11 protein-coding genes and 1 pseudogene are annotated in these 13385 nt (G+C 60.3%); 5 read left to right on the forward strand and 7 right to left on the reverse strand.

All coding sequences use genetic code 11. The annotated features are described in order from the left end of the window. Positions 1 to 196 precede the first annotated feature (196 nt). The gene (locus tag ACTD9P_RS20225) at positions 197 to 427 is read left to right on the forward strand and encodes a DUF6124 family protein (protein WP_438869094.1); all 231 of its coding nucleotides are present in this window, start codon (positions 197 to 199) and stop codon (positions 425 to 427) included. 144 nt (positions 428 to 571) lie between these two features. On the opposite strand, the gene trxC is transcribed toward ACTD9P_RS20225, so the two are convergent. Then, positions 572 to 1006 carry a thioredoxin TrxC gene (gene trxC / locus ACTD9P_RS20230; protein WP_017138537.1) on the reverse strand — a complete coding sequence of 145 codons (435 nt, stop codon included), beginning with the start codon at positions 1004 to 1006 and terminating at the stop codon, positions 572 to 574. Positions 1007 to 1241: 235 nt separating this feature from the next. Here trxC and ACTD9P_RS20235 point away from each other — a divergent pair, with 235 nt between their 5' ends. Then, positions 1242 to 1538 (forward strand): type II toxin-antitoxin system HigB family toxin, encoded by a 297-nt coding sequence (locus ACTD9P_RS20235; protein WP_438869095.1) that lies wholly within the window; start codon positions 1242 to 1244, stop codon positions 1536 to 1538. Then, the gene (locus ACTD9P_RS20240) at positions 1535 to 1936 is read left to right on the forward strand and encodes a helix-turn-helix domain-containing protein (RefSeq protein WP_065930729.1); all 402 of its coding nucleotides are present in this window, start codon (positions 1535 to 1537) and stop codon (positions 1934 to 1936) included. Before ACTD9P_RS20235 ends, ACTD9P_RS20240 begins: the two co-directional genes overlap by 4 nt. Before the next feature lie 140 nt (positions 1937 to 2076). On the opposite strand, the gene selO is transcribed toward ACTD9P_RS20240, so the two are convergent. The 5 genes and pseudogenes from selO to ACTD9P_RS20265 all read right to left on the reverse strand — a co-directional run. Continuing rightward, positions 2077 to 3540 carry a protein adenylyltransferase SelO gene (gene selO / locus ACTD9P_RS20245; RefSeq protein ID WP_438869096.1) on the reverse strand — a complete coding sequence of 488 codons (1464 nt, stop codon included), beginning with the start codon at positions 3538 to 3540 and terminating at the stop codon, positions 2077 to 2079. A gap of 48 nt (positions 3541 to 3588) precedes the next feature. After that, a complete protein-coding gene (gene mscK / locus ACTD9P_RS20250; RefSeq protein ID WP_438869098.1) occupies positions 3589 to 6927 on the reverse strand; it encodes a mechanosensitive channel MscK in 3339 nt (1112 codons plus the stop codon). Positions 6928 to 6983: 56 nt separating this feature from the next. Then, positions 6984 to 8726 (reverse strand): potassium/proton antiporter, encoded by a 1743-nt coding sequence (locus tag ACTD9P_RS20255; RefSeq protein ID WP_200431732.1) that lies wholly within the window; start codon positions 8724 to 8726, stop codon positions 6984 to 6986. A gap of 236 nt (positions 8727 to 8962) precedes the next feature. After that, on the reverse strand, positions 8963 to 9835 hold the full coding sequence (locus ACTD9P_RS20260; RefSeq protein WP_438869101.1) for a methyl-accepting chemotaxis protein: 873 nt from the start codon (positions 9833 to 9835) through the stop codon (positions 8963 to 8965). 30 nt (positions 9836 to 9865) lie between these two features. Then, positions 9866 to 10642: pseudogene (locus ACTD9P_RS20265) on the reverse strand (MCP four helix bundle domain-containing protein); the annotation flags it as partial. A 223-nt stretch (positions 10643 to 10865) separates the two neighbouring features. Here ACTD9P_RS20265 and ACTD9P_RS20270 point away from each other — a divergent pair. Then, positions 10866 to 11096, forward strand: coding sequence for a hypothetical protein (locus ACTD9P_RS20270; RefSeq protein ID WP_438869099.1), 231 nt, complete (start codon positions 10866 to 10868; stop codon positions 11094 to 11096). Next, on the forward strand, positions 11093 to 11386 hold the full coding sequence (locus ACTD9P_RS20275) for a cell division protein ZapA (protein WP_017138531.1): 294 nt from the start codon (positions 11093 to 11095) through the stop codon (positions 11384 to 11386). Before ACTD9P_RS20270 ends, ACTD9P_RS20275 begins: the two co-directional genes overlap by 4 nt. Here ACTD9P_RS20275 and ACTD9P_RS20280 read toward each other — a convergent pair. Next, positions 11383 to 13185, reverse strand: coding sequence for an acyl-CoA dehydrogenase (locus tag ACTD9P_RS20280; RefSeq protein ID WP_438869100.1), 1803 nt, complete (start codon positions 13183 to 13185; stop codon positions 11383 to 11385). The two genes, ACTD9P_RS20275 and ACTD9P_RS20280, sit on opposite strands and share 4 nt — an antisense overlap. Between the last annotated feature and the right edge of the window lie 200 nt (positions 13186 to 13385).

Genomic DNA, 13385 nt, shown 5'->3' on the forward strand with positions numbered 1-13385 from the left:
GTAGCCCGAGTGTGATAGCCGAAACGTACAAGTGTCATCTATCGGACTCTCTGGTCTGAGCATGATGGTGGCTGTGCGTAGGGCATCTTCGGGTGCGCCGGTCTTCGGCTTTCCACCGGTCTACTAACCTGCGTACAGCTGCCACCCTTCCGTTTAGTAGCGGTGTGATGGCGGCCCAATTCAGGAAAGTTTGATTATGCCAAACGCTACTAACGTATTCTGCGTATCACCCAATCTCCCTACCGAAACCCTCGTGCTTAACAGCTACGAAACCTTCTCTTCCGTTCGAACCCTATTGCTCAACCTGTCCAACGACCTCACCGGCGAGCACCGCGACGTGGCCCTGGCCATCCATCAATTAAGCGAACTCGGCGTAATGCTGGTCGGCCAGATGATGGACCACGAAGCCCCCGTAGCTCGAGCTTAAAACACGGTCAAAATGTGGGAGCGGGCTTGCTCGCGAAAGCGGAGTGTCAGCCACTGTATTTGGCACTGACCCACCGCATTCGCGAGCAAGTCGAACCGTCGCACCGCCGCTCCCACACTGTCCGGTGTTGCTCAGAAAACCCGATTAAACCCCTTGGCTACGCAACCAACTCATCAACTGCGGCAACGGAAACGCGCCACTCTGGCGTGCCACTTCACGGCCGTTCTTGAACAGAATCAAACTCGGAATCGAGCGAATCCCCAGCTGCGCGGACAGCTGTTGATTAGCCTCACTATCAAGCTTGGCCAACCGGCACTTGCCCTCCAACTGCCCAGCCGCCTGTTCAAACACTGGCGCAAACGACTTGCACGGCCCGCACCACTCAGCCCACACATCCACCAGCAACGGCAGGTCACCCTTGATCTGGCTAGCGTAGTCGCCTTGTTTCAGCTCGAAAGGCTTGTTCAGCAACACAGGCTGCTTGCAGCGCCCGCATTTAGGCGCATCACCCAGGCGTTCGCCAGGGATGCGGTTGAGACCGTTGCAATGCGGGCAGGGGATTACAAGAGGTTCGGACATGGTGGGCTCCTTAGGTACGGCCAATAGACTGTATTTGGAGCCAGGTCCGGGGTTTATCAAGATGCGCAGGCAGTGACTCATCCGCTCACAGTTTGCCCATGTGGATGCGAGGCCCAGTATCTAGGCTGTTCGAGCGTGTTCTGTTTTGCGCCATCTGTCTGTTTGCGGTTATCGCAAATTGCGATAGTCGGGAATCGGGTTTAACCTTCATAGCAAGATGCGATAAGGATGTTGCATGCGAGTGATCAGCGAGAAAAGGATTTGGGAAGCAAAGGAAAAGTGGCCGCGTTCAGCAACAGCGTTGGACCAGTGGTATCGGCTAATGAGGCGAAACACTCCCAAAGACTTCGCGGCGATGAAAGCCACGTTTCCCGCCACGGATAAGGTCGGGGAGTTCCACGTATTCGATATCGGAGGCAACAAGCTGAGGTTGATCGCTAGCGTGGAGTATCGGGCGCAGCGCGTTTACATCAAGTATCTGCTTGATCACCGAGATTATGAGAAAGACAAATGGAAGGAAAAGATAAAATGAGCGCGCTTATGCGAGTAGCGGCCGAACACTGGCAGTTTGTTTCACCCGTGATGCGCAAACCAGAAAACGAGTCGGACTACGACGCGCTGGTGTGTGGCTTGGACGAGTTACTGAGCCTGATCGGTGAAAACGAAGACAGCCCGCTGATGAGCCTGGTGGATATTCTCAGTGACTGGATCGAGGCTTACGACCATGAACACCGCCCAATGCCGGTCGCCAGTGGTGTCGACGTGCTGCGATACATGATGCGCGAACACGGTCTCACTCAGAGCGACCTACCCGGAGTAGGCGCACAATCGGTCGTCTCTGAGGTATTGAGCGGCAAGCGCCAGCTCAACCTGCGGCAAATTCGTTGGTTGGCCGAACGTTTTGGCGTAACGGTCGAAACCTTTATTTAGTCCCGTTCTGATCGTTCCCACGCTCCGCGTGGTAATGCATCCCGTGACGCTCCGCGTCACCCGTGCGCAGATTCACTGCAAAAGGCGGGACGCAGAGCGTCCCAGGCGGCATTCCCACGCAGAGCGTGGGAACGATCATCTTACGACGAGCAACTAATCTCCAAATGCTTGCCCCAGTCCGGTGGCCGCTGGGCGTATTGCTCCATCCCTGGCTGTTCCTCAAAGGGTTTGGAAAGCGCTTCATGCAGGCGCCGCACTTCGCTGTAATCGCCTGATTCGGCAGCCGCGATGGCGTTCTGTGCCAGATAGTTACGCAGGATGTACAGCGGGTTAACCGCGTGCATGCGTTCACGGCGTTGCTCTTGGCTGTAATCGCCATCCCGTGCGACACGGGCCTTGTACTGTTCGGCCCAGGCATCAAACCCGGCCAGGTCGACAAAGTCATCGCGCAAGCGCGCCACGGCCAGTGCCGCCGACTCGTCACCCAGACGGCGGAAGAACAACGTGTAGTCCACGCCGCTGTTCTGCATCAGTTTCAGCAAGCGTTCCACCAGTGGCTGGTCATCGTCTTCGGCGGTGGTGAGCCCCAGGCGGCGGCGCATCAGGTCCAGGTAGTGCGCCTGATACAGCGGCAGGTACAGGCCAAGGGCTTCTTTTAAGGCATCCACGCTGATAAACGGCGTCAGCGCCTGGGCCAGTGCGCTGAGGTTCCACTGCCCAATCGGCACCTGATTGCTGAAGGAGTAACGCCCTTCATGATCGGAGTGGTTGCAGATGAAGTGCGCGTCAAAATCATCCAGAAACGCAAATGGCCCGAAGTCGAAGGTGATGCCCAGGATCGACATGTTGTCGGTGTTCATCACGCCGTGGCAGAAGCCATAGGCCTGCCATTTGGCGATCATTTCGGCATTGCGCTCGACGATTTCACGGAACATTGCCAGGTACGGTTCAGGCTGCTCGCGGCATTCGGGGTAATGCAGGTTAAGCACGTGTTCGGCCAGCTCGGCCTGTTGCTCGGGCTTTTTGGTGTAGTAGAAATATTCGAAATGGCCGAAGCGGATATGGCTGTGAGCCAGGCGCAGCACCATGGCGCCGCGCTCTTGTTTCTCACGCCATACCGGCGTGTCGGAGCCGATCACGCACAAGGCGCGGCTGCTCGGGATACCAAGAGCGTGCAGGGCTTCGGAAGCGAGAAACTCACGAATCGAAGAGCGCAACACCGCACGCCCATCGCCCATGCGTGAGTACGGCGTCATCCCGGCGCCCTTGAGGTGCAGGTCCCAATGCTCGCCAACCTGGTTGTACACCTCGCCCAGCAACAACCCCCGGCCATCGCCCAGTTGTGGGGTATAGCCGCCGAACTGGTGCCCGGAATAGACCATCGCCCGCGGTTCTGCTTCGGCCCACAGTTTGTGGCCGCCAAACAGCTCGGCAAATACCGGCGTTTCGGCCACGGCCGGGTCGAGGTCGAGCAGGGCCATGGCGGCATCGCTCGCCACCACAAGGCGCGGCGCGTCGAGGGGCTCCGGCAGAACGTGGGTTGAGAACGCGTCGCCCAGGCGTGCGAAGCGGTTGTCGAAGGTCAGTTCGTCGAGGGCTTTCACCGGCCATCTCCAGCAGAATGTCCGAGCATTCTGCTGGGGATAGGGCGTTTAGTCGAGTTTGCTCGGCGGCGGCTCTTGCACGCCGCCGTCGTTGGCGGGTTTGGCCGGGGTGTCGACTTCCACCAGTTTGTATTCCTGGCCGTGAAGGTTCTTGAGGTAGACCTCCATCTGGCGGAACGAGATGTTGATGTGGTGGTTCTTGAACTCGCGGTTGATAAAGCGGTTCACCTCGTCGATCACCGGGTTACGGTCACCGAGGTCGCGCACGTGCATGCGCAGTTCGTGGTCGAGGGTGCTTTCGCCGAAGTTGAGGAAGTACACATGGGGTTCCGGCTCTTTCAGCACGCGCGGGTTTTCGCGCGCGGCCTTGAGTAACAGTTCCTTCACCAGATCCAGGTCGGAGCCGTAGTCCACGCCCAGCTTCAGCGTCACGCGGGTGATGGTGTCGGTCAGCGACCAGTTGATCAATTGCCCGGTGATAAACGTCTTGTTCGGGACAATGATGTCCTTGCGGTCGAAGTCGGTGATAGTGGTGGCGCGGATGCGGATCTTGCTCACCGTGCCCGAGAGGTTGCCGATGGTGATGGTGTCGCCGATGCGCACCGGGCGTTCGAACAGGATCATGATGCCGGAGATAAAGTTGGCGAAGATCTCCTGCATACCAAAGCCCAAGCCCACCGACAGCGCCGCCACCAGCCATTGCAACTTGTCCCAGCTCACGCCGAGGGTGGACAAGGTGGAGACGAAACCGACGCCGGCGATCACATAGGACAGCAAGGTGGTGGTGGCATAGGCGCTGCCTTGGGCCAGGTCCAGCTTGGACAGCACCAGTACTTCGAGCAAGCCGGGCAGGTTGCGCGCCAGGGCGAAGGTGATGCCGACGATGATCGAGGCGCCGAGCAAGTCGCCGATGCTGATCGGCACCATGCTGATATTGGCGCCGGTGCCGCTGGTGTATTCGTAGAGGGTCACGTTGTCCAGGTAGGAGAACACGGTGATCAGGTCTTTCCACACCCAGTACAGCGCGGCGATAAAGCCGCCGAGCAAGGCCAGGCGGATCAGGCGCATGGACTGTTCGTTGACCTGCTCGATGTCCAGGGTCGGTTCTTCGATGAATGCTTCGCCATCGCCGGCTTCCTTGGCGGCCTGGCGTTTGGCCAGGGCGCGGGCATAGGCCAGGCGCCGCGCAGCAACCCCGAGGCCGCGTACAAAGGTGGCCTCGATGACCAGCCAGAACATCAGCAGGTACAGCGTGTTGATCAGCCGGTCGCTGAGTTTGAGCGCGGTGTAGTAGTAGCCAAAGCACACGGCGATAAACAGCGCGACGGGCAGGGCGGTAAACACCAGGCCCACGGCTTTACGGAACAGTGAGGCTTTTTCGTGGGTCGGGCTGTGCAGCAGCAGGCGGCTCAGCAGCCAGGCCATCAGCGCGTAGCAGGTCAGCACCACGGCGATGCCCAGCACGTCGTCGGCCAGCGCGGCCGGTTGGTGTTCGGCGATGGCCACTACGGCGACCAGGGCCAGCACCACCAGCCCGAGCTTGCGGATCCAGCCCTGGAGGAATTCGACCTGGGGCTTTTCCCAGCGGAAATGCAGTTCGGCCACGCCACCCGGCGCGAGAATCCGGTAGGCGGTGTAGAACACCAGCCACGCCTGGGCGATCAGCAGCAAGGCCGCGCCCAAGTTGGCGTTTTGCCCACGGGCGTCGATTTGCAGTGCGTAGCCGCACAATGCCAGCGCCAGGGCCACCGGCAGCGCCAGCAGGATATTCACCAGAATCGCCACCGGCGTGTGCCATTGGCTGTCGCGCTTGAAGTGGCCGATATCGAGGTGGATCTTTTTCAGGCGCGCGTACAAGGCTTTACGCCGCCACAGCAGTGCGCCAATCAACAGCAGCAACGGCAAGAACAGCAACGGGCGCTGGGTCAGGCCGTCATACAGTTCGCTGACGCTGGAAGCCCACGGCAGGGTGGTGACTTGCTTGGTCAGGTGGTCGGGTACGGTTTCCAGCCACTCGGTGTCCAGCGGCTTGTTGCTGGGGATCCAGAACATTTGCTCGTCGAGGGTGGCGCGCAGGTTGGTGGCGGTGCTGAGCAGTTGTTTCTGGTTCAGTTGCAGGGTGATGGATTCGTTCAGCAGCGCGCTCAGCTCACGGCTCAGGCGTTCGAGCAGGTCGCTGCGGGTGATCGCCAGTTCCAGCAGGGTGCGACGCAATTGAGGCGTCACGTCATCCGGCGACTGGTTGGCCAGCAGGTTATCCACATAGGTGCTGGGCGTGCTGATCAGTTCGCGTTGCTGGTTGACCTCGAACTGGTACAGGCGAATGTTGGCGATGTCGTCCGCCAGGTTGCGGTCCACCGTCAGGCGCGGCAGTGCCTGTTTTTGTTTGTAGAGGATCTTGGAGAGCAACAGGCTGCCCTTGAGCACGTTGATCTGCTCATCCAGGGCCGAGTCGCTTTGGGTGACGGTGTCCAGTTGCTGCTTGGTCTGCAGGTTTTTCTGGGTCAGATCATTAAGGCGGTCAGTGCTTTTGAGCAGGTAGTCGGAGAGCTTGAGGTTGGCCGCGCTTTCGGTCGCGAGCAGGCTGCTGCCGCCGGCCTTTTGCGCTTCGATGGACTGCTGGGTCACGGTCTGCTGGGACTGGGCCAGGCGTTTCTGGTTGATCAGGGTTTGCAGGTCCTGGATCTCTTGTTCCAGGCGCGCGGTCTTTTCTACCACCAGGTCATGCTGGCTGTTGCCCAGGTCTTGCAGTTGGCTGTTGCCGGCCAGTTCCTGGCGGCGCAGCGGGATCAGGGCGTTAAGGGCCGCAAGTTCGGCATTCAATTGGTTGCGCTGGTCGCCGCTGAGGGTTTTGCCGTTGTCTTTACCGGCCTTGAGGATCGAATTGATCTGCTGGATGCGCGTCTGGCTGCTGCTGATTTCGGTCTGGGCGCGCTCGGGACGGGTTTGCGCGGCGATGGTCAAGCTGTTGGCTTCGGCCAACTCTTTTTGCAGGTCGCCTTGCTGGGTGCTGCGTTGCACCAGCAATTGCTCAAGTTGCGGCACGGGCAGCGAGGCATAGCGTTGGGCCACGGGGACGATTTTAGTCGCCTTGAGCCGCACCAGTTCACGCTGGTTGTCGGTGGTCTGGCGCGGGGCGTCTGCCAGCTGGCGCTTGAGGTCGACCAGGCGCTGCTCGTAATCCTGCTTGTTGCCCAGGTACGTCAACGTCTGTTGCAGGATGCTTTGCAACGCCTTCATGTCGGCGTCGGGCAGCTTGCGGTCGGGCAGCTTGTCCAGGCTTTGCTGGATGGCATCGGTGCTGGGCGGGTCAGCGGCGTAGACGTTGCCCACGCAGAGGGTCAGGCCCAGCAGGGCAGAGGCTAAAAAGGTGCGCAGTAGGGTCATGGATACCGGTCGAGCAAGGTAAAGAGGCTGGTGGCGTGGCGCCATAGCCCCGCAGTTTAGAGGAAGAGTCCAGGGCCTGGACGACTTCCTTCGGGGAATTTGACGCCGACTTTTCCGATCTTGTTCCCGTCCATGACTGCGACGGTCCAGATTGTGTTGTTCCACTCCACCTGGTCGCCGACGATAGGCGCGCCGCCGACCTTCTGGGTGATGAAGCTGCTGAGCGGCATGTCCGGGTCGATGCCGTCGAGCTTGAGCCCGTACAAGGCGGAGACCGCGCCCAGTTGGGCGTCGCCTTCGAGCACGAAATCGCCGAAGAAGCGCAGGTCGAGGCCGCGTTGTGGCGCCTGGCTGAACAGTTTGCCGAGGGCCGGCAGGTTGTGTTCGTGGCCGATCACGCAGAGTAAATCGTCGACTTCCAGCACCGTACTACCCGACGGATGGAGCAGTTGCTGGCCACGGAACAGCGCGGCGATGCGCGTGCCTTCGGGCATTTTCAGCTCGCGCAGGGCGGCGCCGATGCACCATTTCTCTGCGCCCAGGCGGTAGACGAACAGCTCCCACTCGCTGGTGACGTGTACTTCCAGCGCCGCGCGGGAGATAGGCGCCGGGTCCGGCGGCACGGTGACTTTCAGCAGCTTGGCCACCCACGGCAGGCTGGTGCCCTGCACCAGCAGCGACACCAACACGATAAAGAAGGCCAGGTTGAAGTACAGCTGCGCGTGCGGCAGGCCAGCCATCAACGGGAACACCGCCAGAATGATCGGCACCGCGCCGCGCAGGCCGACCCAGGCGATAAAGGCTTTTTCGCGACCGTGGAAGGCCTTGAACGGCAGCAGGCCGACCATCACCGACAGCGGCCGCGCAAACAGGATCATCCACAGCGCCAGGCCCAGCGCCGGTAAGGCGATGGGCAGTAAGTCATGGGGCGTGACCAGCAGGCCCAGCACCAGGAACATGCCGATCTGTGCCAGCCAGGCCATGCCGTCGAGCATATGCAAAATGCCATGACGGCTGCGCACCGGGCGGTTGCCGATTACCAGGCCGCACAGGTACACAGCGAGGAAGCCGCTGCCGTGCAGGGCGTTGGTCAGGGCGAACACCACCAGGCCGCCGGCGATCACCAGGATCGGGTACAGGCCGGTGGCCAGGTTGATGCGGTTGACCATCTGCAGCATCAGCCAGCCGCCGCCCAGGCCGACGATGCCGCCGATGCCGAATTCGCGGATCAGGTGAGTCAACAGGCTCCAGTGCAGGCCGGTCTGGCCGCTGGCAAGCATGTCGATCAGGGTGACCGTGAGAAACACCGCCATCGGGTCGTTGCTGCCGGATTCGATTTCCAGGCTGGCGGTGACCCGCTCGTTCAGGCCCTTGCCGCCGAGCAGCGAGAACACGGCTGCGGCGTCCGTGGAACCGACGATGGCGCCGATCAACAAGCCCTGGATGATATTGAGGTCAAACAGCCAGGCCGCCGCCATGCCGGTGAGGCCGGTGGTAATCAACACCCCCACTGTGGCCAGCGACAACGCCGGCCAGAGCGCCACGCGAAAACTCGCCACCCGTGTGCGCAAACCGCCGTCGAGCAGGATCACGGCCAGCGCGAGGTTGCCCACCAGATACGCGGTTGGGTAGTTATCGAAGATGATGCCGCCGCCATCGACGCCGGCGACCATGCCCACGGCCAGGATGATCACCAGAATCGGGATGCCTAAGCGTGAGGAAAGAGAACTCACCAGAATGCTCGCACCCACCAGCAACGCGCCGATCAAGAACAGGCTGTTGATGGTCGTCGCATTCAAAGGCAGTACTCCAGAACTGGGAAGACAGGGCGCAAACTGACCATGCAGTCTGCGTGCCAGCGATTCTAACCTGTTGAATTGCTGTGCTGTCAAAAGATCGTTCCCACGCTCTGCGTGGGAATGCTTCGTTGGACGCTCTGCGTCCGCTTTAAGGCGTGACGCGGAGCGTCACAGGCTGCGTTCCCACGCGGAGCGTGGGAACGATCAAGCTCCCACAAGGGATTTGCTGGTGTCAGTTACAGCCTGAAGCGCCCCACCATCCCATTCAGGTCCACCGCCAGGCGCGACAACTCACTGCTCGCCGCGCTGGTCTGGCTGGCGCCGGTAGCCGACTGCACCGACAAATCACGAATATTCACCAGGTTACGGTCCACTTCCCGCGCCACTTGCGCCTGCTCTTCGGCCGCGCTGGCGATCACCAGGTTGCGTTCGTTGATCTCCACAATCGCGGTGTTGATGGTGTCCAGCGACATCCCCGCGCCTTTGGCGATGTTCAACGTCGACTCCGCGCGTTCGGTGCTGTTGCGCATCGAGTCCACTGCATGCTCGGTGCCGGTTTGAATGCTGCCGATCATCCGCTCGATTTCGCTGGTCGACTGCTGGGTGCGATGGGCCAGGGCGCGCACTTCATCGGCCACCACGGCAAAGCCACGACCGGCTTCACCGGCACGTGCCGCTTCAATCGCGGCGTTCAGCGCCAGCAGGTTGGTCTGGTCGGCCAGGCCGCGAATCACGTCGAGCACTTTGCCGATATCGCGGGACTCATTGGCCAGGTCGCCAATCAAGGTGGCCGTGGCTTGCACGTCGCCGCTCATGCGCTCAATGGCGCTGACGGTTTCCTGCACCAGGTCACGGCCGTCGCCAGCAGAGGTGGTGGCGGCGCGCGAGGCTTCGGAGGTGCTCACCGCATTGCGTGCCACCTCTTCGACGGCGCTGGTCATCTCGTTGACGGCGGTGGCGGCTTGTTCGATTTCGTTGTTCTGCTGGGTCAGGCCACGGGCGCTTTCGTCGGTAACGGCGTTCAGCTCCTCGGCGGCCGAGGCGAGTTGTGTAGCTGAGCCGGCGATGCGTTGCAGGGTGTCGCGCAGCTTGTCCTGCATCTTGGCCATGGCGGCCAGCAGGCGGCCGGCTTCGTCGTTGCCTTCTACCTTGATCGGGCGGGTGAGGTTGCCTTCGGCGACTTCTTCGGCAGCTTCCAGAGCCTGGGCGATTGGCAAGGTGATGCTGCGGGTCAGCAGCCAGGCGAACAGCAAGGTCAGCGCCGTGGCAATGATCAGCAGGCCCACTACCAGGTCAAAGGCCATGTCATATTGGTCTTTGGCTTGTTGGTTGGTGGCGTTGGCCATCTGGTTGTTGATGTCCAGCAGGCGTGTGAGCACCGCGTTGACTTGCTCGGAGTTGCTCAGCAATTCGGTGTTGAGCAAGTTGCGCAGGTCGTCGATCTGGTTGGCGCGAGACAAACTCTTCATGCGCTCTTCGATCTGATGGTACTGGCCGAGCAAACGCACGTATTCGTTGTAGGTGGCGCGCTCTTCGCTGCTTTCGATCAGTTTTTCGTAGACGCCTTGGGCGGCACGAATCTGCTGGTTACGCAGCTCAAAAGCTTCCAGGGTCTTTTGCTGCACGTCCGGCTCGCGGTTGGTCAGCAAGCGATATGAAAGCACCCGCAGACGCAGGGTCAGTTGAGTGAATTCGTCGAGGGCGCGAATGCTTGGCACGCTGGACTGGGTGATGTCTTCGGTGGCTGCGCGAATCTTGCTCATCTGGTTCAAGGCGAACACACCGAGAAACAACATCAGTGCGCCAATAAACGCAAAGCCAAGAAAGGCCCTCGGAGCGATATTCATATTACGAAGAGACATGCGGGAATCCTGGGGAGAAGCGCGATCCGTGCGGCCATGAGACGAGGTGTGCATTACGTATCGGCCATGCGACTAAAGTCTTAAGGGGGCGCGCGCTTTTGTCGCATCTGACGAGGGGTTGGACGGATTCAGGAACCAGATCGGGTAAATGCAGTCACTAAGGCTCGAAAGTGCGGCCCGGCCCTTAAAAATCGGGCTGCCTGCCGGGGATAACCCTGGCATCCGAGGTGAATTTTCTTTATCGTCACCGCCCTTTGAAAATGCCCGAGAAATCAAAATGTTAGAAGCATCCCTCAGCCAGCTTGAACAGCTTGTCACTGACCTCGTACAACAGAACCAAGACCTGCTCGGCAGCAATGAAACCCTGAAGGCGGAACTGGCCCGCGCCAAGGACGAAAACGACAGCCTGCAACTCAACCTTATGGAGCAGGAAGAAAAGCACGGCGCCACCGCCGCGCGTATCCAGGCGCTGGTTGAGCGCGTGAGCGCAGGGCCTGTCGGCGCATGAATGAAGGGATAAAGGTCGTTTCGATTCTCGGAGAGGATTACTCGATCAAGGCACCGCAAGGGGAAGATCAAACCCTGATGCACGCCGTGACCATGCTCAAGGCTTCCCTGGCCACTACCAAGAAAAAGTACCCGACCCTGATCGGTGACAAATTATTGGTACTGGCCGCGCTGAACCTGTGCGCCGAGCAGATCGACATGCAAAAGCACCACCAGCAGGAACTCGACCGTTACCAAGAGCAAGTCAGCGCCACGGTCGAAGTGATTTCCAAGGCGATCGGAACGCCTTAAAACCACGCATCCTGCATGCCCAGGCACGTGTCATCGCGTGCCTCCAGAATCGCCAGTTCATGATGGCAGCTCGGTACTTCCCAGGTCAGGAAGTACCGGGCAGCCTGGAGCTTGCCTTTGTAAAAGGCCACATCGGCCGCATTGCCCTTGGCCAAGCCTTCCTCGGCGCGAATCGCCTGTTCCAGCCAGCGCCAGCCAATTACCGTGTGCCCGAACACCTTCAAGTACAGCGCCGAGTTTGCCAGGCTGCTGTTGACCTTGCCGTGGGCGAGATCCGTCAGCAGGCCAATCGTCACGCTTTGCAGGCGGTTGACCAGTTGCTCCAGCGGTTCGCGCAGTGGCGTCAGTGAGGCGTATTCCTGAGCGCGAGCGCCGGTTTCGGCGATCAAGCGGATCAGTTGCTTCAAGCCCGCACCGCCGTTTTGCGCAAGCTTGCGCCCGAGTAAATCCAGGGACTGAATGCCGTGGGTGCCTTCGTGGATCGGGTTCAGGCGGTTGTCGCGGTAGTACTGCTCCACCGGGTATTCGCGGGTGTAGCCGTGGCCGCCGAGAATCTGGATTGCCAGTTCGTTGGCCTTGAGGCAGAACTCCGATGGCCAGGACTTGACGATGGGCGTGAGCAGGTCGAGCAGTTCGTGGGCGTGCTTGCGCTCGGCTTCGGTTGCCAGCGTGGTGGTGTCGTCAAACAACCGAGCCGCGTACAGGCCCAGGTCGAAGGCGCCTTCCACATAGGCTTTCTGGTTCAACAGCATGCGCTTGATATCGGCGTGCTGGATGATCGAAACCGGTGCGGTGCTCGGGTCTTTGCTGTCGGGCAGGCGACCTTGCGGGCGTTCGCGGGCATATTCCAGGGAATAGAGGTAGCCGGCGTAACCCAGCATCACCGCGCCCATGCCCACGCCGATGCGCGCCTCGTTCATCATCTGGAACATGCAGCTCAAGCCCTGATGCGGTTTGCCCACCAGGTAGCCGACACAGTTGCCGTTATCGCCGAAGTTGAGTGCTGTAGACGTAGTGCCACGCCAGCCCATCTTGTGGAACAGCCCGGCCAGCAGCACGTCATTACGTGCGCCCAGGCTGCCATCCTCGTTGACCAGGAATTTGGGCACGATAAACAGCGAAATGCCCTTCACCCCAGGCGGCGCATCCGGCAGCTTGGCCAGCACCATGTGCACGATGTTTTCCGACAGCGGGTGGTCGCCGCCGGAGATGAAGATCTTGTTGCCCTTGAGCCGATACGTACCGTCAGACGCAGGCTCTGCGCGGGTACGAATATCCGACAACGACGAGCCGGCATGTGGTTCGGTGAGGGCCATGGTGCCGAAGAAGCGGCCTTCGATCATCGGCTGCAGGAAGCGCTGTTTTTGTTCCTCGGTGCCGAAGCTTTCGATGAGGTTGGCGGCGCCCATGGTCAGGAATGGGTATGACGTTGAAGCCGCGTTAGCTGACTGAAAATGTGCGAAACAGGCTTGGGAGAGCAGGGTAGGCAGCTGCATGCCCCCGGCTTCGAAACTGCGGGCAGCGTTCAGAAAGCCTGCTTCCAGAAACGCGTCCACGGCGGGTTTGACTTCCGGAATCAGAATCGCCTGGCCGTCTTCATAGCGCGGTTCGTTTTCGTCGTTTTTGCGGTTGTGCGGCGCGAAGTACTTCTCGGCAATGCTGCGCGCCGTGCTGATGGCGGCGTCGAAGGTTTCACGGTTGTGTTCGGCAAACCGCTCGCGCTGGGTCAGGCCCTCGGCATCAAGGACTTCGTACAGCTCGAAAGCCAGATTGCGGGAACTGAGCAGCGTCTCGGACATGGCGGCTTACCTTTGAAGGGAATGGCCCGAGTCTAAGTGCGCGAATAGAGGCTGGATAGCAAGATTGATTTGCGTGATGGAGGGGCAGAACGATAGAAGGGCGTTGTGAATGCGATCAAATGTGGGAGCGGGCTTGCTCGCGAATGCGGTGGATCAGCCAGTACATCTGGTGACTGACACTGCGCATTCGCGAGCAAGCC

It is taken from the genome of Pseudomonas onubensis, from assembly GCF_965653655.1.
Taxonomy (GTDB): domain Bacteria; phylum Pseudomonadota; class Gammaproteobacteria; order Pseudomonadales; family Pseudomonadaceae; genus Aquipseudomonas.